Genomic DNA, 19,812 nt, shown 5'->3' with positions numbered 1-19,812 from the left:
CGATGACACCCGCCGCCGCCTCGTGGCAGCTCGACAACGGTTTGGCCGTCAAGGCGATAAGCGATCCTGCCGCCGCGGGCGCCGCCGCGCTGATGCGCATTGAAGCGGGCAGTTTTCAGGCGCCCGTCGCCTGGCCGGGCCTGGCGCATCTGCTGGAGCATATGTTGTTTCGCGGCAGCGCGAACTACGGCGCGCAAGATGGTCTGATGGCCTGGGTCGCCTCGGTGGGAGGCCGGCTGAACGCCACCACCCAGGCCACGCAAACCGCCTTCTTCTTCGAAGTAAGCGCAGACCATTTGGCGCCGGGGCTGGCGCGGCTGAGCGATATGCTCGCCGCCCCGCAGCTGGCGGCCGAGGCGATCGCTCAGGAGATTGAGGTCATCGACGCTGAATATCGCCTGCTGCGCGCCGATGTGGAAACCCGCTGCGAAGCCGCGCAGCGGCAGATGTTCAGCGGCCTTGACGCAATGCATCGCTTTCATATTGGCAGCCGCGCCGCCTTCGGCCGCGATATTTCCGCGTTGCAGCTGGCGCTGCGGCAGTTTCATCAGCGCTATTTTCGCGCGCCAAACCTGACGCTGTGGCTGCAAGGCCCGCAATCGCTGGCGCAGCTGCATGCGCTGGCCCAGCGCTACGGCAGCCGGCTTCCGGCGGGCAACGGCTCACCGCACGAGAGCTCTCCGCCGCTGACCGCTGCGGAAGATTACACCCTGACGCTGCCCGGCACGCCGCAGTTGAGACTGGTGTTTGCCCTGCCGCGCTCCCATTCGCGCGGCTGGCTGCGGCGGCTGGAGCGCCTGCTGCTGGACGAAGCCCCCGGCGGGCTGCTGGCCCGGCTGCGCGCTCAGGCGTGGTGCGACGCCGTTCGGCTCGATTATTCGCGCTGCAGCGAGAACAACGCGCTGCTGAGTTTTATCTTTACCGTCAATCACGGTTCAACCGCTGAGGCTGCCTGCATCGAAAGCGCGTTGTTGGCGTGGCTGCAGGCGCTGCAGGTGCTGACACCGGCCCAGCTTGCGCATTACGAGCGGCTGGCAAATCGCGATTTCCACCGTTTGGCACCGCTCGACCAGCTGCGTGCCAGAGCGTTTGGGCTGCCGCCGGCGGAGCCGAACGACGATTGGCCACGGCATATTGCGGCGTTGATTAGCGCGCCGCGCCGTCGCCTGGCCGTGCGGCCCGAAGGCGGCGGTGAAACCCGTGAAATTCAAGGGCTGCCGCTAGCGCTTGGCCCCTTCGCCGTTGCCGCGCTGACGTCTACAGCGGAACCTTTCCGCTTTTTCGCCGCCTCGGCGGCGCTGCCGAGTCCGACATTGCCTGCCGGCCTGGCGCTGCTGCGGCATCTGCTCCCTGGCGAAGCGCAGCCGGTGCTGCTGCTGCGGCCGACGCCGTCCAGCCCCTTCAGTGATGCACAGGCCTACGGCTTACAGGCGGCGCTGCGCGCCGGGGCGGCCGAACTGGCGCATCGAGAAGGACATTTAAGCTTCGAACGCCACCAGGGTGCGTGGCTGCTGCAGCTGGCGGGCAGCCCCGCGCTGCTTTGCCACGGGATGAGCGAGGTGAACCGGGCGCTGGCGGCGTTGCCGTCGGCCATTCTCAACGAGGCGGCGAGAAACCTGCGCCATACGCAGTTGCAAGAGCAAAACGACATCGCCATTCGTCGCCTGCTGGCCCAATTGCCCGCGGCGCTCAGCGCGCCGACAGCAACAGCGGTGCAGTGGCATGCCACCTTAGTCGGCGGCGATGGCGAGTTAAAACGGCAGCTGTCGCACCTGCTGTACGACTTCCCCTATCCCGTGGCCGCCGAGCCGCCGCTGCCTATATATCAGCATCATCGCCCCGTCACGCTGACGGAAAGCGGCGCCGAAAGCGCCTTGCTGCAGTTTTACCCGCTGCCGAACGGTGAAGCGGCAGGCCGTTGGGCGCTGCGCGTGCTGGCCCAGCTTTACGCGCCGCGCTATTTTCAGCGGTTGCGCGTGGATCGCAACGTGGGCTACGTGGTGCAATGCGCCTTCCACCGCTGCGCCGATGCCGAAGGCCTGCTGTTTGCGCTGCAATCCCCGACGTTCGCCGTTGCGCAGCTGCGGCAGTTAACCGACGAATTCTTGCTGCAGATGCGCCATGAACTGGCGCACCTCGGCGCCGGCGAACTGGAGCTGGCGCAACAGGCGCTGCGGCAAAGCGTGCAGCGCCTCAGCGCCGAGCCATTGCAACGCGCCCGCGACATCGCCCTGGAAAATCACGCAATCATTGCCGCCGAGCCCATGACATTGACGCAACTGACCTATTGGCAGCAGCGGCTATTCGCCACAGGCTGATGTTGCGTCGGAGCCAACCCGACGCAATATAAACGTAGCGAAACAACTGATAACCGGGGGGGGAGATATATCTCAATAATCGTGTTCCCTCCTGTAAGAACCACTTCGGGAAATTACTTGAATAACAGCATGTTGATTAATCGCCTAACCGACACCCTCCTTTTCCTTTTATGCCAGGCATATATTCTTCGCTTTTTCATTCTTTTAAACTCATAAGCTAGCGATATATAAAACACCATGAGCAGCAACATTAATATAACAATCATAAGTTAGCCCAAATCCATTTAGCCATTTCATATGATTATTATCTAATTTAATAAATTAAAAAATTAGAAACATCCTGTTCTAAAAATTACTTTATCATATCACTCAAACCGGCCTTTTATGCTGGCCGGGATGCAGGAGAATTATAATTGCACCGCCCAGTTAGCCCGTCGCGAACAACACAATGGGTAGGCGATGCCGGTCAGCGCCATGCTGATCACCCAGGAAATGTCTGCGCCCGGGATCTGATTGGCGTAAGGGCCGGAGAAATTACCATCGTCGACGGCTTGCCGCCCGCCCATTAAAAAGCCCCCACCGTTACGCGGAGGCTGAGTGACGTTAAGCGTGATAACCGCATTCAGAAGCGCCGGGTCAGGCCGGCGTTTTCCGCTAGTTATTTCTCTTCAGGATCTTCCCAGTTTCAGCCCAGATCTGGCTGCGATAATGATCGTCTTCCTGAGAGAAGAAAAGTACGGTCAGCCCATCCTTGTCCAACAGCGCAATGCCATCGGGAGCAGGACGCCACGCCACAGGCTCTTGCGGCAAGACGTCGGGCGTGCAATCAGATAAAAATTTCAGGCTATAGCCGCCGGCCGATTCCACACGCTCCGCGTTGAGCTGCACAACACAAGACTTTGATTTATCACTGACCGTCCACTGCCCGGATAGCGTTTCGGCGGAAGGTAACACCAGACTGCTTGCCATAGAGGCTCCTGAAAACAAGAAAATTATTCCGACAAGAATAAATTTGCACATAGCTGGCCCATGCGAAACGGTGGGCATCATCGCCCACCGTTGCCGTTTTACACGATAAAGTCAACAGCGACGTCGGCCTGCCCGACGATGTGCACCAGGAAGTCTGGATTTGCACCGCCATGGATATTGAAGGCCAATTCACTCAGATTGCTCTGGGTATCATAGGATACCAGCGCCTCACCGGCCTGCCCGCTGAAATGATCGACAAACTGAATGAAATCACTGCCTTTAGCGCCCTGGTTGAAGAAGGACAGATCGATCTTGTCCTTGCCTGACTCAAAGTCCCAAATGGTATCAGGAGCCCGAACAGGCGAGTCATTCACATCAGAGAAGACAAAAATGTCGTTGCCTTGCCCTCCCCATAATTGATCCTGGCCCGCTCCACCGTAAATGACATCGTTGCCGGCGCCGCCTTTGAGCGTATTGTCTGCGTGATTCCCAACAATGACGTCATTACCTGAGCCTCCTATCGCGTTTTCGATGGTGACGCCAGCGGCGATGGAAACATTCCCTTTTAATCCCCCGACGTCGGAGAAAGCGCCTTCGTTCAAGTTGATACGTTGATTTTGGCTATACCCCGAGAAATCAAGGGTGTCATTACCGCCTGCATCCCAAACAGACATCACCAGTTTGTCGTGGCTGTCGTTGAGCGTATAGAAGTCTCGGCCTGTATTTGAATTAAACCCGTAAACGGTGTCGCCGGTTCGGGTGGTCATATTGGCACCGTAAAGATGCTGGATGGCCGCGATATCATCAACCAGCGGCGCAGCGGCATAGTAATGGCCATGATCCGCATTGGTAATGGATTCATTCCAGTAACTCATTACGCTAAACTGCCGGGTATCTTCGGCGTAAACTGCCTTGGTATAATTTGGGCTGCCTTGCCCCGCATTATAAGTGCCCGGGTGATCTAACCCGAGAGTATGGCCAACTTCATGGGTAATGGTTAAGCGGCCGTAATTACCTAGCTCAGGATGCAAATTTTCGGAGTGATTCTTAATGTTGTACCAACTTTGTCCATCAGAATTGAACCCCCTGTAATCATTGCCATTATATGAGAACGGTTTCAAAGCATACGCTTGTCCCGTCCCCTCATAATTGCCAAAGGTAATATTGGAGGGTTGACCTGAAGCCACTTCGACAAATTTGATGTTGGCAACATCGGCCCAGGATTGCAAAGACAGCTTCGCCTGTTCTTGTTGCTGTTGCGTGAACGCGCTCAGCCCCGTATCACGTTCCGGGGAGCGGTGGCCCAGGTTCAGTTCGTTATAGTCCCAATCCGGGAAGGAATAGGTCACCGTCGCCTCTTTTCCCGTGACGTGAACGCCATTCCAGGTTTTATCGCTGCGCGCGATCTGCAACCCCGCCTCATTTATGTCATAAGACGGTTTGTTATTTATCGTCAGGCCATTCCCGCGCTCATGGTAGTGAATAAGATCGTTAACACTGTCCCAACCCGTTTCGTTTCCATTCATGGTATTACCCATAACTTTCTCCACAAAGTAGCTAGTATTGCTATGACATCCGAAATGTCCCTTGGGGATAATCAAGATCCTGAGAATAGCGATCACCCGATACGCCCCACTCTTTTTGCCTATCCCTTTACAATTGACTTTTAACTACCCGATGCCTCCTTACCCATGATTGAGAACTGATGCAACTGCGTGAGATCGCGATATGTCCGTGCAAAATGCACGGAAATAATAGGCGCATTGATCCGGCAAGGGTTTGATTCCAGAGTTTGCGCGTTGAGGCTAAGTTGAGATGCCGCTCAAAGGGGCGGATGACAACGGCCGTTCGATACCTTGTCTCGTTGCCAGAGACCACAGCAGACGTGGTCTCGTGTTGTGACCGTTGCCTGTTATCCGAACCGTTACCCGAAGAAAATTACGTGAATGCATTTGCGCCACCATCCAGTTTTGCTAATGATTATCATTCGCGAGGCTATCTCACACGTAAGTAAAGTGTCAACAGATGAAACAAAACATTTCTTGATTTGCATCATGATTTTTTCGCTAAGCCCCAGTGAACGGGCGATGACGGGCGTTGCAGAGTGCATAAAATGGCGTTTATCACCGTCTGGACTGCGGTTTTTGTCAGTATTACCGCATAGAGCAGGCAGAATACCGTTCGGAAGTACATCATGGCGACTGAACATTTGGCCACAGAGAAACATCAGGAATGATTAATTTTCACGGCAATAACGCGGCGTGGTCCGATTACTTATTTTTCGCTGCAATATAAGGGATGCTTATAAATAACAGGAGTATTCCTAATGCGTTCACGCGGGATGTATTCCATGCTGGCGGGCCGATTTTTAGCCGCGCCCGCTGGCTATTCCCATTTTAATTGGCAAGACTATATTGAAAGAAGCTCTGCCCTAGAGCGAGAATATGGGTAATTTTCCGAGGAAATACCGCATGACCCTGTTGCCCAAGCAGAGCAATAACAAAAATCCGATTGATCTCTATGGCGAAATCGTTGACGACTTGCCCGGCCTGATTTGCTTCGGCAACCGCCTTGGCGGTTACTTCAATAAACAGTGGCGCGACTATACCGGCGCCATCGCCGGTGAACACGGCGCCGCCGACTGGCTCGATGCCCTGCACCCCGACGATCGCGAGCGGCTGGCCGCGCAATGGCGCCAGGCGATCGTGGCCCTTTCCTCGTTCGCCGGCGAAGCCCGCCTGCGCGATCGCAGCGGCGCCTACCGTTGGTTTATGCTGGCGTTCAACGCCCGGCAGGACGGCATGGCGCTGGAGCTCAGCTGGTACCTCACGGCGACCGACATCCATCCGCAAATGCTGCAGCGCCAGCAAAACGTTCAGGCGCTCTCTATCCAGCAAGACATGCTGGACGCCAGCGTCGACTGCATCAAAGTGATCAATCACGACGGCACGCTGCGCCACATGAACCGCTCCGGCAGCCTGGCCCTTGGCCTTGATCCGGCGCAAAAAGAGTTTGGCATGCCCTGGCTGGGGCTGCTGTCGCCCGAGATCCGGCGCCGCGGCAGTAAGGCGCTGCGCAGCGTCAGAGCCGGAAAGAATGCGCGCTTCACCGGATTGAGCGTGACGCCGCAGGGTAAAAAACAGCATTGGGACAACATTCTCACGCCGGTCAGCGATGAGCACGGGGCCGTGGCCGAGATCTTGTGCGTCTCGCGCGACGTGACTTCGCAGCGCGTGATGGAACAACGTCTGTTGCTCGCCAGCGAATATGACGAATTGACCGGCCTGCCCAACCGACGCCTCTTCAAGAAAAAGCTGAAGCAAGAGATGAAGCGCGCCCTGCACGGCAACAAGTCCCTCGGGCTGATGCTGTTGGATCTTGACCACTTCAAGCTGGTGAACGACACGCTGGGCCACGCGGCGGGCGACCATCTGCTGCGGATCTTGGGTAAAAGACTCAGCGCCTGCATGAATGCGCACTCGTTCGTCTCCCGCCTCGGCGGCGACGAGTTTGCCGTGGTGATCAGCGACGTCGAAAACGAGCAGGATATTTTCCGCATCGCCAACAAGTTTCTGCTGCAGCTGGAGACGCCGATCACCCACGGCGGCAAGACGCTGCATTGCGGCATGAGCCTCGGCGGCGCCATCTACCCCAAAGACGCGCGCGACGCTTCGGAACTGATGAAATGCGCCGATACCGCGCTGTATGAGCTGAAAGACGGCGGCCGCGGCGGTGTCTATATGTTCGACCGCAAAATGATGGACAAAGCGCGCGCCCGCGCCAGCCAGCTCAACTACGCACGCCAGATCGTGCGCGACAACTGCATCCGTCCCAGCTACCAGCCGAAGGTCTGCCTGACCGACGGCAGCATCGTCGGCTTTGAAGCGCTGCTGCGCTGGCACTGCCCGATCAACGGCGTGCAGCTGCCGGCAACGGTAAGCGAGGCGTTCAACGACTACGAACTGGCGACCAAGATCAGCGAGGCCATGCAGCTGAAGGTCTTCGCCGATATCGCCCGCTGGCGCGCGGCCGGCGTGGCGGTGCGGCCCATCTCGCTGAACGTGTCGCCGATCGAGTTTTTACGCGACAACTACGCCGAAACCTTCCTGCAGCGCCTGCTGAAGTTCCACATTCCCCACCATCTGATCGAACTGGAAGTGACCGAACACGCGTTCAACAAGCACGGCTCGAAGTACGTGCTGCGCGCGCTGCAAATGCTCAAGGAGATGGGCATCCGCATCGCGCTGGACGATTTCGGCACCGGCCACTCCTCCTTCAGCCATATCATGGATTACCCGCTGGACTGCATTAAGCTGGACTGCGACTTCGTTCAACGGATGAATACCGAACCGGCGATCCTGGCGATCGTGGAAAGCATCGGCATCCTCGGCCAAAAGCTGTCGATCGATATCATCGCCGAAGGCGTGGAAACCGAGCAGCAGCGCCAAACGCTGTGCGAAGCCGGTTTCCATATCGGCCAAGGGTTTTTGTTCAGCCCGGCGGTGGGATCCCAGCAGGTGCCCGAGCTGCTGCAGGCGATGCCGCAACTTGTCGACGGCCGTTAAGTGCCCCGCCGTTCGCCGAACGGCGCCAGCTGCATGCCGACCAGCGTCACCACGCAGATGAGCGCCCCGGCGTAGAAGGTGGAGGCGGAACCGAACAGCTCCCACAGGGTTCCGGCCCCGAGACTCGCCAGCAGCAGCGCCACGCCGCTGATCAGATTGAACATGCCGAACGCGGTGCCGCGCAGGTGCGCCGGCGCGGTATGCGCCACCATCGCCGCCAACAGTCCCTGCGTCATGCCCATGTGCACGCCCCACAGCGCCACGCCAAACAGCACCCCGCCCCAATGATCGCTCAGCGCCAACACCACATCGGCGGCGATCAGCACCAGCAGCCCGGCTTTCAGCAATCCTTCATGGCTCATGCGATCGGACAGTTTACCGAACGGATAGGCCGAGCAGGCGTAGACCAGATTCATGGCGACCATCACCAGCGGGATCAACGCCAGCGGCGTGCCGCCCTGCTGCGCCTTCAGCACCAGGAACGCTTCGCTGAAGCGCGCCAGCGTGAAGACGGCGCCGATACCCACCACCCACCAATAGCCGCGCCCCAGCAGCCGCAGATTGGCGCGGGTGATCGGGTTGGTGCGCTTGTGGGTTATCGCGGCGGCCGGCTCTTTCAGGCCAAAAAACAGCAGCGCAATCGCCAGCGCCGCCGGGATCGCCGCCACCCAAAAGATGGCGCGAAAATCGTTGTGCCACAGCAGCATCAGGCCGACGGCCAGCAGCGGCCCTAAAAAGGCACCGACGGTATCCAGCGACTGGCGCAGCCCGAAGGCCGCACCGCGAATCTCCGGCGGCGTCACGTCGGCCACCAGGGCATCGCGCGGCGCCCCGCGGATGCCTTTGCCCACGCGATCCAGCAGGCGCGCGCTCATCACCATGCCGGACGACGACGCGATGGCGAAAAACGGTTTGCTGATGGCGCCCAGCCCGTAGCCCAGCAGCGCCAACCCTTTGCGCTTGCCGAGATAGTCGCTCAGCACGCCGGAGAACACCTTGACGATCAATGCCGTCGCCTCCGCCAGCCCTTCGATCAGCCCGATGACGATCACGCTGGCGCCGAGCGTCGTCGCCATAAACAGCGGCAGCAGGCTGTGGATCATTTCCGAGGAGACGTCCATCAACAGACTCACCCCACCCAATACCCACACGCCGCGCGGTATGCGGCCCAACGTAGCGAAACGCGACAGCATGGTTCATCCTCGAGAGATTCAGCGCCACCGGCGGCGCTTCATGACATTTCCAAGATTGGATAGTTGATTTTGTTCGTTCACAGATCTGCCGCCTTTAGAGATAGTGCAACGACCTTGTGACACCCATAATAATGAAGGTAATTAACATAATGATATATAGCAAAAAGATGATTGTGATGGCGGCGCTGCTGAGCTTTTCCGCCGCGGCCGCGCCAGGGGTGGATCTCGTCGCCAACGAAACGCCGATCCACACGGTGAAGAGCGCCGAAGCCGTGGCCAAAATCCCCGCCGGCTTCCGGTTCGTGGAACCCGGCACGCTGACGGTGGCCATTTCCCTGCTGGGCAGCGGCCCGCCGTTCGGCCTGTACGCCCGCGACAATAAAACGGTGATCGGCAGCGAGGCGGACATCGCGCGCCTGGTGGCCGACGGCTTGGGATTGAAACTCAAGCTGGTGCCCACCTCGTGGGAAGACTGGCCGCTGGGGGTGGCCTCCGGCAAATATGACGCCGCGGTTTACAACATCACCGTAACCAACGAACGCAAGACCAAATTCGATTTCGCCACCTATCGCCAGGATACGCTAGGGTTCTACGTCAAATCCGACAGTAAAATCACCCAGATCAACATCGCGCCGGATATCGCCGGTAAAAAGATCATCGTCGATTCCGGCACCAATCAGGAAGCGGTGCTGCTGGCCTGGGACAAGGAGAACCGCGCCAAGGGACTGGCACCGCTGCAGCCGGTGTATGTCACCGACAAGGCCGCCTCCACGCTGGCCATTCAGTCCGGCCGCGCCGATGCCACCTTCGGCCCCAACGTCTCCGGCGCTTATCAGGCGCGGCTGACCGGCAAAACCCGGCTGGTAGGCATCGTGCCTGGCGGCTGGCCGAAGACCGCCAACATCGCCGTCACGCTGAAGAAAGGCAATGGCCTGGTGGATGCGGTGCAGGCATCGCTCAACAGCGCCATCGCCAACGGCAGCTATCTGCAGGTGCTGGATCGCTGGGCGGAGAGCGACGAGAAGATCGCCCATTCGGAGATTAACCCGCCGGGGCTGGGGGATTGAGAGAGCAACAGGCTCCGCGCAGCGGGGCCTTATCGCCGCTCAATCGAGAAGTGTCATTCCGCCGCCGCTTTCTGCCTTCCCAGCTTGCGGTATAGCGTGCTGCGCGAAACGCCGAGCGCCTTGGCCGCCCGGCTGAGGTTGCCGCCCGCCCTGTCGATCGCCGACTGCAGCGCCTCCAGGCCGGTATCGGCGCTCTCCTGGCGCGGCGCCAGCACCGCGATGGACTGCGGCAGATCGTCCAGAGTGAGCACCGCATGATCGTCCGCCAGCGCCAGCAGCACCTTGAGCGTACTCAACAGCTGCCGCACGTTGCCGGGCCACGGGTAGCGCGCCAGCATCGCCAACGCTTCCGGTAGCAGGCGAATGTCGCGCCGCTCACCGCCCAGCTCTCGCCACAGCTGCATAATAAAGGCCTCCAGCTGCGCCCGCTCTCGGAGCGGCGGAATGCACAGGCTGTATTCCTGTATGCGGTACAGCAAATCCTCGCGAAACGCCCCCGCCTCTACCTGCCGATGCAGATCGTGGTGCGTGGCGCAGACCAGCGCGAAATCGACCGGATAAGCGCTGCGGCTGCCGAGCGGCGTGACCGTTTTTTCCTGTAACACCCGCAGCAGGCGCGTCTGCAGGCCCGCCGGCATGTCGCCGATTTCATCGAGGAACAGCACGCCGCCGTCCGCCTCGCGGATCTTGCCGATATAGCCTTTCGGGTTGGCGCCGGTAAACGCCCCCGGCGCATAGCCGAACAGCTCGGATTCGATCAGCGGCTCGGGCAGCGCCGCACAGTTGATCGCCACGAAGTTGCCGTTGCGCCAGCGGCTATCTTGAAACAGGCGTCGGCTGAAGTGCTCTTTACCGCAGCCGGTTTCGCCGGTCACGCACAGCGAAAGGCCGGCGTTGAGGATCCGCAGCGCTTTCTGATGCTGCTCGTCATGCCGTTCCGCCGGCGGCGTGGAACGCAGGGCGCTGACGCGGCGCTGCGGCGCCTCGAGCAAAGAATAATAGTGCCGTTGATTGCCGGCCAGCGTCTGGCGCGGCGCGCCGGAGGGCTGTCGCAACAGATCGGGGAACAGCTGGGCGAACTCGACGGAGCCGAATGCGGCCGGCGAGAGCTGAAACTCCATCATCGCCAGCCGATTGGCGGCGACCAGCACTTCGTCGTGAAACACCAGCAGCAGCTCCTGCGCGCTGCCCAGACGACCGGCATCGGCGTGCAGGCGCAGCGTCCAGTGACGATCGGCGATCGCGCTTCTGACCCAGCGGTGTTCAATATGCCGCACCGTCTGCATGATCAGGCGCTGCGCATCGCGATACGGCCGCTGCGCGGGGGCGGAGAGATCCAGTATGCCGGCAATGCGGCCATCCGGCCGATAGATCGGCGCGGCGGTGCAGTTCAACCCGGCGTTTTGGTTGAGGAAATGCTGGTCGCCGCGCACTTCGCAGAACGCGCCCAGCGCCAGCGCGGTGCCGATGGCGTTGGTGCCCCGCTCCGCTTCTCCCCACTGGTTGCCCGGCGCCAGCGCAAAGCGCGACGCCTTGTGCAAAAAGTCGGTATTGCCGCGGGTTTCCAGCACCAGCCCGTCGGCGTCGGCGATCACCACAATGGCGGGCTGGCGCGTAATTTGCGCGCCCAGCTGCTCGATCAGCGGCTGTACCCGTTGCGGCACCCAGTCGTTGCGGCTGCGCAGCTCTTCGAGCAGTCCGGCTTTGATAAACGGGATATGGCGATCGGCGCGCGTCAGGCCGTAGCCCCGGCTGCGCTGCCAGGATTCCGCCAGCGGACTGGCGCCCTCGGTGGGCAAGCGGTCGTCAGGCAACATGCGTTTCTCCCCCGTTTGCGAGTGTTGCAAATATGTATCACAGATGTGTACCAAGCGTTGCGACACGGGACACAAAAAAACACCGACGGCGGCGGAATCGCCCGATTCGCTAAGCCACATCATTTTTTAACACGCTAATAAATAAGCCCTTTTTATCATCACTCTCACCTTTTGTTAATCTGGCACGCGCCGTGCTTCTCTGTGCTGCGGCGGCATGCCGCATTCACAGGCGCAGCCCAATAGCGCTGATTTTCATCTGCAGAGAGGTGCTTAACATGAAATATGTCCACCCCGGTTTGCCTGGCTCGCTGGTTTCGTTCCGCAAACGCTATGGCAACTACATTGGCGGCAAATTCGTCGAACCGGTATCCGGCAACTACTTCACCAACACCTCGCCGGTGACCGGCCAGCCGATCGCCGAATTCCCGCGTTCCGACGCCAAGGACATCGAGCTGGCGCTCGACGCGGCGCACGCGGCGGCGGACGCCTGGGGCAAAACCAGCGTGCAGGCGCGTTCCAACGTGCTATTGGCGATCGCCGATCGCATCGAATCGCGGCTGGAGATGCTGGCGCTGACCGAAACCTGGGACAACGGCAAACCGATCCGCGAAACCCTGAATGCCGATCTGCCGCTGGCGGTCGACCATTTCCGTTACTTCGCCGGCTGCCTGCGCGCGCAGGAAGGCACCGCGGCGGAGATCGACCAGAACACCGTGGCCTACCATATCTATGAACCGCTGGGCGTAGTCGGCCAGATCATCCCGTGGAATTTCCCGCTGCTGATGGCCGCCTGGAAACTGGCGCCGGCGCTGGCGGGCGGTAACTGCGTGGTGCTGAAACCGGCGGAACAGACCCCGCTCGGCATCAGCGTGCTGATGGAAGAGATCGGCGATCTGCTGCCGCCGGGCGTGCTCAACGTGGTGCAAGGCTTCGGCGCCGAGGCCGGCGAAGCGCTGGCTCGCAGCAAACGCATCGAGAAGATCGCGTTCACCGGCTCCACGCCGATCGGCCGCCACATCCTCGCCTGCGCGGCGGAAAACATCATCCCCAGCACCGTCGAGCTGGGCGGTAAATCGCCCAACATCTATTTCGCCGACATCATGCAGGCGGAGCCGGAATTCATCGACAAGGCGGTTGAGGGGCTGGTGCTCGGTTTCTTCAACCAGGGGGAGGTCTGCACCTGCCCTTCACGTGCGCTGATCGAAGAATCTATCTATCCGCAGTTTATGGAGAAAGTGCTGGCGCGCATCGCCACCATCCGCCAGGGCGATCCCTTCGACACCGACACCATGCTCGGCGCGCAAGCGTCGCAAGAACAGTACGATAAGATCCTGTCCTACATCGACATCGCCAAGAATGAGGGCGGCAACATCCTCGCCGGCGGCAAACGCACGCAGCATGGAGATGAATTGCAAAACGGTTTCTACCTGCAGCCGACGTTGATTACCGGCAACAACAGCATGCGCTTCTTCCGCGAGGAGATCTTCGGGCCGGTGATCGGCGTCGCCACCTTTAAAGATGAAGCCGAAGCGCTGGCGCTGGCCAACGACACCGAGTTCGGGCTGGGCGCCGGGCTGTGGACCCGCGACATCAACCGCGCCTACCGCATGGGCCGCGCGATCAAGGCCGGGCGCGTGTGGACCAACTGTTACCACCTGTATCCGGCGCACGCCGCGTTCGGCGGCTACAAGAACTCCGGCATCGGGCGCGAAACCCACAAGGCGGCGCTGTCGCACTATCAACAGGTGAAAAACCTGCTGGTCAGCTACGACGCCAAACCGCTGGGCCTGTTCTGAGCCGGGCGTAACAACCAGAAGGCCACCCGCAGGTGGCCTTCCTTTTTAGTTTAGCAACGCTTACTTCGCCATGCCGAGATCGATCACCATGCGACCGCGAATGGTGCCCGCCTTCATCTCGTCGAAGATGGCGTTGATATCGCCCAGCGGCCGCTTGGTCACTTTCGGCGTCACTTTGCCTTCGGCGGCGAACTGGAACGCCTCTTTCAGATCTTCGCGCGTGCCCACCAGCGAACCCACCACCTGAATGCCGTCCAGCACCAGGCGCGGAATGCTCAGATCCATGCTCTCCGGCGGCAGCCCCACCGCCACCACTTTACCGCCGGCGCGCACCGCATTGACCGCCGAGTTGAAGGCCGCTTTCGCCACCGCCGTCACCACCGCCGCGTGAGCGCCGCCGGTTTGCTGTTGAATGATCTCCTCGGCGTTTTGCGTTTTGGAATTGATGGCCAGATCGGCGCCGATCTGTTTGGCGAACTCCAACTGGCCGTCGTTGACGTCGATGGCGATCACCTTGGCGTTAAACACGTTCTTGGCGTACTGCAGCGCCAGGTTGCCCAGCCCGCCCAGGCCATAGATGGCGATCCACTGCCCCGGCTTGATATCGGAAATTTTCACCGCCTTGTAGGTGGTGACGCCGGCGCAGGTGATGCTGCTGGCGGCGAAAGAATCGAGCCCGTCCGGCACTTTCACCGCGTAGTCCGCCACCACGATGCACTCTTCCGCCATGCCGCCGTCAACGCTGTAGCCGGCGTTTTTCACCGAACGGCACAGGGTTTCGTTGCCGCTGACGCAGTATTCGCAATGGCCGCAACCCTGGTAAAACCAGGCGACGCTGGCGCGGTCACCCACTTTTAGCGAGGTGACGCCCTCACCGACGGCGGAGACCACGCCGATGCCCTCATGCCCCAACGTAATGCCCGGCACCTCGCCGAAATCGCCGTTTTTCACGTGTAAATCGGTGTGGCACACCCCGCAACACTCCATTTTCAACGCCGCTTCGCCGTGCTTCAGCGGGCGCAGCACTTTATCCTGAATGTCTACGGTATGGTTTTTCGTCACTACGGCAGCTTTCATGGTGTTTTCCTTAGCAGAGTGGGAAGTACAGTTGTTAATGTAGTGACTGTATTCGGTGAGGGCAAGCGCCGCATGATTTGTGTAAAAACAAATAATTAAATATGAACCAGCATGATTATTTCATAAAAAACAATTAACAGACGGCGCGATCTCATTCGCATTGACCGCAGCGGCGGCGAACGATCTCGCACCTCTGGCTTGATTCACCGCTTAAATCGATTCACGGGAATTTTCAGGTAGCGTTGCCCATCGTCTTCGCAGTCAGGCAACACGCCACCGCGAATATTGACCTGCAGCGCCATCAGCATGAGTTCCGGGTGCGGCAGCGTGGCGTCCCGCTGCTTTCTTTGCGCAATAAAGCGGGATTTATCCATGTTGACCACCCAGGGATTGTTCTCGCGCTGCTCTCTCACGGTGCTTTCCCAGCGGGCCTCACGCCCCGCCGGGCGGTAATCATGGCCGGTAAACAGGCGGGTATCCGCCGGCAGGCTCAAGATCCGCTGCAATGACTCCCACAAGGCTTCCGCATTGCCGCCAGGAAAATCGGCCCTTGCGGTACCGCTGTCCGGCATGAAGAACGTATCGTGGATAAACGCCGCATCCGCAATGTAATAAGTGACGGACGCCAGCGTGTGCCCGGGAGACAGCAGGACTTCAGCGCGCAGGTTGCCGATAAAAAAGACGTCGCCGTCCGCGAACAGCGCATCCCAGACGGTATTGGCCGCAGGCAGGTCTTTTAAGTTATAGATCTCTTCCCACAGCCCCTGAACGGCGGTAATTTTTTCACCGATGCCGGTGAAGGCGCCGGTTTTCTGCGCCAGCCAGGTGGCGGCCGAAAAATGATCGGCGTGCGGGTGCGTATCCAGCACCCAGGCCACTCCCCACCCCCGTTGATGGATAAAATTCAGGATATCGTTGGCCTGTTGATGCGAGACCGTGCCCGATCGGCGGTCAAAATCCAGCACCGGGTCGATAATCGCACAGCGGCGCGCCTCGGGATCGGCAACCACATACTGCAGGCTGCCGCTTTCCGGCTCATAAAACGCGTGAACTTCCGCCGTGGCCCGCACGGATCGATGCTTGTAGTACCAGCTGAGCGCCTTATCGGCGTCCGCGCCGTATTCGTCGCATTGGCGGCGAAATTGCGCTTCATCTATCTGACCTTCGCGCAGCGCATACAGCAGGGAAAGGCAGGCAGAGCGAGCTCCGCTTCTGCAGTGCGCCAGGGTTTTCTTGCCTTGCCGCAACAGAAACTGGAAGGTGTAAACGGTCTCCCAGGTCAGCGTATCGAACGTATAAGGGAGATAGACGTAGCGCATTCCCCCTTGTTCAGCCAACGCTTTCTCTTGCTGATGGTCAAGATACTCCCCCGGCTCCTCATCCGGCCGATTGTTGACGATAAGGCAGTAGCCCTGTTGAGACAGCGCCTTGAAATCACTCGCTTCGGGCGCGCCCGAAAAGGAGAGCTGAGGGTGGTAAGTGCGGATGCGCATGTTTGTTTCCTTCCGTTTCATAGGCTTTTAAATAACATATACAGGGCCAGCGCCAGGAGCATGAGGGCATAGAGCACGTTGATAATGCCCTCGCGTTTTTTCAGGCGCTCGGCGAGCGCCACCCCCACCACGCCCCCCAGAACGCCGCCGACGATGAGCCAACACGTAATGGCGAGCGACACCTTTCCGGACATGGCGTAGCTGGCGCTGGTCGACAGCCCCATGGCCGCCACGACCACCAGTGAGGTTGCCACCGCCTCAACCATCGAGAAGCGAAAAAACCAGACCAGCGCCGGCACAACCAAAAATCCGCCGCCAATGCCCAGAAAGCCCGCCAGCCCGCCCAGCGCGAGAACGCTGGGCCATATGATGGCGGGATGAACGGCAGCATGGGAGGACGGCAAGGGGTTGCCGGCAAGGGGATTTCTTTTCAGCGTCAATCCGGCGACCACCAGCATCAACAGGGAGAAAGGCAGGGTTATGTAGTGTCCGTCCGTGATTTTTCCCATCTGAGAGCCGGCCAGAGCCCCCATGACGGCGAGCAGCGAAACGACAAGCCCGGTCTGCCACCTGACGTTGCCTTTGGAGGCGTGCGCGGCCAGGTTGATCAGCGCGTTAATGGCCACAGACATGGCGCTGGTCCCTATAATCAAATGCGTATCCGGCACTTTCACCATATACAGCAATAATGGCACGCAGACGATTGAGCCGCCGCCGCCGGTCAGAGCCAGGAGAAATCCCACAATTCCCCCGGTGACCACTAACAGCATCACGATATAAAAACTGAAATGGAAAAAATCCACTGCGTTAATCCCTTAATGATGCTCATGCCATTTATTAACGATCAGTTCACCGGCAATGTCAAATAACTTATTTCGATTTGTTATTACATATAGCTAAATGGAATATGTGATTTTTTATATAACCACAAGTTCTATGAATTCGCTTTTAATCTGGGCGACAACCCCCTACTTTCTTATGAAAGGAGGCCTGCATGAAACCAGAAAAAATAACCCCCCAGAAAAGCGTCGTTATTATTGGCGGCGGCTCATCCGGAATAGGTATCGCGGCAAGCATAAGGAAGCGAGTTAAAGACATCGATATAACGATAGTGGAGCCTAACGATTGTCATTATTATCAACCGGCATGGACTCTGGTGGGTGGCGGGCTCTTTGATATCACGAAAACACGGCGCTCCATGCATGCCGTTCTGCCCTCAGGCACCGCATGGATACAGGATAGCGTGGTCAGGGTTGAGCCCAGTCAAAAATACATCGAGACCCGCCAGGAGCGGAAAATAAACTATGACTTTCTTATTGTTGCATGCGGACTGATTTTACGCTGGGATAAAATAGAGGGCCTTAAAGAAACCCTGGGATTAAATGGCGTCACCTCTAATTATCGCTTTGATCTTGCCGAATATACCTGGCAACTGGTCCGCGAAATGAAAGGCGGCCAGGCGATATTTTCTCAGCCACCGCTCCCCATCAAGTGCGCCGGCGCACCGCAAAAAGCCTTGTATCTGTCATGCGATTACTGGCGTCGCCAAGGCATCCTGAATAATATTAACGTCAATTTCTGCCTTGCGGGCGCGGCGGTTTTCGGCATTCCGCAATTTGTTCCCCCGCTGACCGAGTATTTGGAAAAATACCGAGCACAGGTCAATTTCAATCATCATTTGATCCGCGTTGATGGCGAGAAGCGGCAAGCGACATTTGCCGTAGAGACAAATGAAGAAGGAAAACGCGAGTTAACTCTGCCCTTCGATATGCTCCACGTGGTGCCGCCCCAATCGGCCCCGGCGTTTATTTCGCAAAGCGGCCTCGCTGATGGTGCCGGCTGGTGCGATGTGGATAAATCGACGCTGCAGCATAAGCATTGGCCGGATATTTTTGCGGTAGGCGACTGTTGCTCGACGCCAAATGCCAAAACCCTGGCGGCAGCCCGCAAGCAGGTGGTGGTGGTGGCTGAAAACGTCGCGGCGCTGATTCAGGGCGCGCCTCTCACTGCCCATTATGATGGTTATGGTTCCTGTCCATTGACGGTTGAGAAAGGCAAAGTTGTGCTGGCGGAGTTTGGCTATGACGGTAAATTGCTGCCCACGTTTCCGCTGCTCGACGCCACCCAGCCCAGCCGTCTGGCCTGGTGGCTGAAAGCCTGGTTTTTACCCCGATTTTATTGGGCGGGCATGCTGCGTGGGGTTGAATGGTTTGCCGGCAGCAAGCGGCCGTGACGCGCGCTCGGCCCCCCTCTCATTCCTGCCGCTGCAGACGCTTGACTATTTGGCGAGACGAGGCCACCATCGTTTGCAGGTTCCTCAGGCTGATTGCAAGCCGTTACCACTACCGGTCGATCATCGATGAAAAATGCCCCCGCAGTGACGATCCACTACTGTTCACAATGCAACTGGCTGCTGCGCGCCGGCTGGATGGCGCAAGAGCTGCTCAATACCTTCGGCGACGATCTCGCCTCCGTCACGCTGATGCCGGGCTCCGGCGGGGTCTATCAAATCAGCGTCGATGGCGTGATGATTTGGGATCGCAAAATTGACGGCGGCTTCCCCGATGCGGCGCAGCTGAAGCAGCGGCTGCGCGATCACAGCTTCCCCGATCGTTCTCTCGGCCACAGCGACGGGAAGAAAGCCAGGCACTGAACATCCGGCGGCAAGCACAGCTTCAATTTAACGCATAGCTGACCGCCATCACGACGCCATTCATGGTCATATGCAGCCCAATGGGCAAATAGATCCCTTTGGATCTTACTCGGGCGGCCGTTAACACCAGCGAGATGAGCACCAGGGCTGCCAATGTGCGCCAATCGGTGTACTGGGTATGCAAAACGGCAAAGATGACAGACACGGTTAACGCGGCCCAAATCACCTTATCGTTAAACCAATACATCAGTGCGTTAAACAGACAGCCGCGAAATACGATCTCTTCATAGACGGGGACGACGAAAACCAACAAAGCGGCATTGAGCGCCAAAATCTCGCCGGGCAATGTCACCTGCTCCGTCACCCAGGTTTCCGTTTTCTCCACGCCCATCAAACGCGGGAAAATAAACTGAATCACCAACAGCGCGAACAGCAGCAGTGCAAAATCGTTGCGTTTAACCTCGCCTTTGCCCAATCCTTCTCTGCGGCGGAAAAAGAGCAGGTATAACGAAAAGATAGCGATGAACTCCATTCCATACAGCAGCGGCAGCAATAGCCCTTGTCGCATCAAGGCGGCTCTGTTCTCAAGGAACAGCGGAATAAATGTAATCAGGAACATCAGCAAAAACATGGAAAAGCAGCCGTTGACGGCTCGCGTTCTCGCGATAAACGCATTGTCGACCATATAACCATCCTTAGTTTTGAGCAGCCCTTGACGAAACAGTAGCAAGGTGAGATATCGCGGCAGTTTATCCCCATGCGTTCTCATTGTCATGAACCCGTTCACAGCGAGCGTCCATTCGCAAATTTCTCCAAGCCATTGGCAACCAGTTGATTTCGCCCGGGCCACCTGCGTTATACTGA

General features: G+C 58.7%; 15 protein-coding genes. 6 read left to right on the top strand and 9 right to left on the bottom strand.

The window, feature by feature from the left end; genetic code table 11:
- Nucleotides 1–2 precede the first annotated feature (2 nt).
- A complete protein-coding gene (gene pqqF / locus ACK3CV_RS12640; RefSeq protein WP_164141063.1) occupies nucleotides 3–2,318 on the top strand; it encodes a pyrroloquinoline quinone biosynthesis protein PqqF in 2,316 nt (771 codons plus the stop codon).
- A gap of 407 nt (nucleotides 2,319–2,725) precedes the next feature.
- Here the strand turns inward: pqqF and ACK3CV_RS12635 are convergent, their stop codons facing one another.
- The 3 genes from ACK3CV_RS12635 to ACK3CV_RS12625 all read right to left on the bottom strand — a co-directional run bounded on the left by ACK3CV_RS12635 (nucleotide 2,726) and on the right by ACK3CV_RS12625 (nucleotide 4,825).
- Nucleotides 2,726–2,884 carry a hypothetical protein gene (locus tag ACK3CV_RS12635; RefSeq protein ID WP_164039126.1) on the bottom strand — a complete coding sequence of 53 codons (159 nt, stop codon included), beginning with the start codon at nucleotides 2,882–2,884 and terminating at the stop codon, nucleotides 2,726–2,728.
- 88 nt (nucleotides 2,885–2,972) lie between these two features.
- The gene (locus tag ACK3CV_RS12630; protein ID WP_086579832.1) at nucleotides 2,973–3,287 is read right to left on the bottom strand and encodes a protease inhibitor Inh/omp19 family protein; all 315 of its coding nucleotides are present in this window, start codon (nucleotides 3,285–3,287) and stop codon (nucleotides 2,973–2,975) included.
- Between the two features lie 98 nt (nucleotides 3,288–3,385).
- Nucleotides 3,386–4,825, bottom strand: a complete 1,440-nt coding sequence (locus ACK3CV_RS12625) for a serralysin family metalloprotease (protein ID WP_164039124.1) — start codon at nucleotides 4,823–4,825, stop codon at nucleotides 3,386–3,388.
- Nucleotides 4,826–5,758: 933 nt separating this feature from the next.
- On the opposite strand from ACK3CV_RS12625, the gene ACK3CV_RS12620 reads away from it, so the two are divergent.
- Entirely contained in the window at nucleotides 5,759–7,852 is a 2,094-nt protein-coding gene (locus ACK3CV_RS12620) for a putative bifunctional diguanylate cyclase/phosphodiesterase (protein ID WP_164141066.1), read from the top strand.
- Here ACK3CV_RS12620 and ACK3CV_RS12615 read toward each other — a convergent pair.
- Complete coding sequence (locus tag ACK3CV_RS12615) at nucleotides 7,849–9,045, bottom strand: MFS transporter (protein ID WP_164039119.1); 1,197 nt, start codon at nucleotides 9,043–9,045, stop codon at nucleotides 7,849–7,851. The genes ACK3CV_RS12620 and ACK3CV_RS12615 overlap by 4 nt on opposite strands.
- 149 nt (nucleotides 9,046–9,194) lie before the next feature.
- Here ACK3CV_RS12615 and ACK3CV_RS12610 point away from each other — a divergent pair, with 149 nt between their 5' ends.
- Nucleotides 9,195–10,112: an ABC transporter substrate-binding protein gene (locus ACK3CV_RS12610; protein WP_164141068.1), complete on the top strand. Its 918-nt coding sequence runs from the start codon at nucleotides 9,195–9,197 to the stop codon at nucleotides 10,110–10,112.
- Nucleotides 10,113–10,165: 53 nt separating this feature from the next.
- Here ACK3CV_RS12610 and ACK3CV_RS12605 read toward each other — a convergent pair whose 3' ends face one another.
- On the bottom strand, nucleotides 10,166–11,929 hold the full coding sequence (locus tag ACK3CV_RS12605) for a sigma-54-dependent Fis family transcriptional regulator (RefSeq protein WP_164141070.1): 1,764 nt from the start codon (nucleotides 11,927–11,929) through the stop codon (nucleotides 10,166–10,168).
- 275 nt (nucleotides 11,930–12,204) lie between these two features.
- On the opposite strand from ACK3CV_RS12605, the gene exaC reads away from it, so the two are divergent.
- Nucleotides 12,205–13,725, top strand: a complete 1,521-nt coding sequence (gene exaC / locus ACK3CV_RS12600; RefSeq protein ID WP_041035074.1) for an acetaldehyde dehydrogenase ExaC — start codon at nucleotides 12,205–12,207, stop codon at nucleotides 13,723–13,725.
- A gap of 60 nt (nucleotides 13,726–13,785) precedes the next feature.
- On the opposite strand, the gene adhP is transcribed toward exaC, so the two are convergent.
- The 3 genes from adhP to ACK3CV_RS12585 all read right to left on the bottom strand — a co-directional run bounded on the left by adhP (nucleotide 13,786) and on the right by ACK3CV_RS12585 (nucleotide 17,098).
- Entirely contained in the window at nucleotides 13,786–14,802 is a 1,017-nt protein-coding gene (gene adhP, locus ACK3CV_RS12595) for an alcohol dehydrogenase AdhP (RefSeq protein WP_033634519.1), read from the bottom strand.
- 203 nt (nucleotides 14,803–15,005) lie between these two features.
- Nucleotides 15,006–16,295: a bifunctional sulfur transferase/dioxygenase Blh gene (blh, locus tag ACK3CV_RS12590; RefSeq protein ID WP_060452657.1), complete on the bottom strand. Its 1,290-nt coding sequence runs from the start codon at nucleotides 16,293–16,295 to the stop codon at nucleotides 15,006–15,008.
- 17 nt (nucleotides 16,296–16,312) lie between these two features.
- Nucleotides 16,313–17,098 carry a sulfite exporter TauE/SafE family protein gene (locus ACK3CV_RS12585; protein WP_080289930.1) on the bottom strand — a complete coding sequence of 262 codons (786 nt, stop codon included), beginning with the start codon at nucleotides 17,096–17,098 and terminating at the stop codon, nucleotides 16,313–16,315.
- 191 nt (nucleotides 17,099–17,289) lie between these two features.
- On the opposite strand from ACK3CV_RS12585, the gene ACK3CV_RS12580 reads away from it, so the two are divergent.
- Both ACK3CV_RS12580 and ACK3CV_RS12575 read left to right on the top strand, forming a co-directional pair.
- Nucleotides 17,290–18,528: an NAD(P)/FAD-dependent oxidoreductase gene (locus ACK3CV_RS12580; protein ID WP_164141072.1), complete on the top strand. Its 1,239-nt coding sequence runs from the start codon at nucleotides 17,290–17,292 to the stop codon at nucleotides 18,526–18,528.
- 126 nt (nucleotides 18,529–18,654) lie between these two features.
- Entirely contained in the window at nucleotides 18,655–18,948 is a 294-nt protein-coding gene (locus ACK3CV_RS12575) for an Rdx family protein (protein ID WP_164141073.1), read from the top strand.
- Nucleotides 18,949–18,970: 22 nt separating this feature from the next.
- Here ACK3CV_RS12575 and ACK3CV_RS12570 read toward each other — a convergent pair whose 3' ends face one another.
- Nucleotides 18,971–19,633 carry a CPBP family intramembrane glutamic endopeptidase gene (locus tag ACK3CV_RS12570; protein WP_164141075.1) on the bottom strand — a complete coding sequence of 221 codons (663 nt, stop codon included), beginning with the start codon at nucleotides 19,631–19,633 and terminating at the stop codon, nucleotides 18,971–18,973.
- Nucleotides 19,634–19,812 lie beyond the last annotated feature (179 nt).

Source organism: Serratia sp. TSO36, assembly GCF_057808395.1.
Note: the sequence above shows the minus strand (reverse complement) of the source record. Positions and strands in the feature narration are given on the sequence as shown.

Coding starts and splice junctions, on each gene's coding strand:
- ACK3CV_RS12610 (WP_164141068.1), top strand. CDS start 9,195: ATGATATATAGCAAAAAGATGATTGTGATGGCGGCGCTGCTGAGCTTT.
- blh (WP_060452657.1), bottom strand. CDS start 16,295: ATGCGCATCCGCACTTACCACCCTCAGCTCTCCTTTTCGGGCGCGCCC.
- ACK3CV_RS12570 (WP_164141075.1), bottom strand. CDS start 19,633: ATGGTCGACAATGCGTTTATCGCGAGAACGCGAGCCGTCAACGGCTGC.
- ACK3CV_RS12620 (WP_164141066.1), top strand. CDS start 5,759: ATGACCCTGTTGCCCAAGCAGAGCAATAACAAAAATCCGATTGATCTC.
- exaC (WP_041035074.1), top strand. CDS start 12,205: ATGAAATATGTCCACCCCGGTTTGCCTGGCTCGCTGGTTTCGTTCCGC.
- ACK3CV_RS12605 (WP_164141070.1), bottom strand. CDS start 11,929: ATGTTGCCTGACGACCGCTTGCCCACCGAGGGCGCCAGTCCGCTGGCG.
- ACK3CV_RS12615 (WP_164039119.1), bottom strand. CDS start 9,045: ATGCTGTCGCGTTTCGCTACGTTGGGCCGCATACCGCGCGGCGTGTGG.
- ACK3CV_RS12575 (WP_164141073.1), top strand. CDS start 18,655: ATGAAAAATGCCCCCGCAGTGACGATCCACTACTGTTCACAATGCAAC.
- ACK3CV_RS12630 (WP_086579832.1), bottom strand. CDS start 3,287: ATGGCAAGCAGTCTGGTGTTACCTTCCGCCGAAACGCTATCCGGGCAG.
- ACK3CV_RS12625 (WP_164039124.1), bottom strand. CDS start 4,825: ATGGGTAATACCATGAATGGAAACGAAACGGGTTGGGACAGTGTTAAC.
- ACK3CV_RS12580 (WP_164141072.1), top strand. CDS start 17,290: ATGAAACCAGAAAAAATAACCCCCCAGAAAAGCGTCGTTATTATTGGC.
- pqqF (WP_164141063.1), top strand. CDS start 3: ATGACACCCGCCGCCGCCTCGTGGCAGCTCGACAACGGTTTGGCCGTC.
- ACK3CV_RS12635 (WP_164039126.1), bottom strand. CDS start 2,884: ATGGGCGGGCGGCAAGCCGTCGACGATGGTAATTTCTCCGGCCCTTAC.
- adhP (WP_033634519.1), bottom strand. CDS start 14,802: ATGAAAGCTGCCGTAGTGACGAAAAACCATACCGTAGACATTCAGGAT.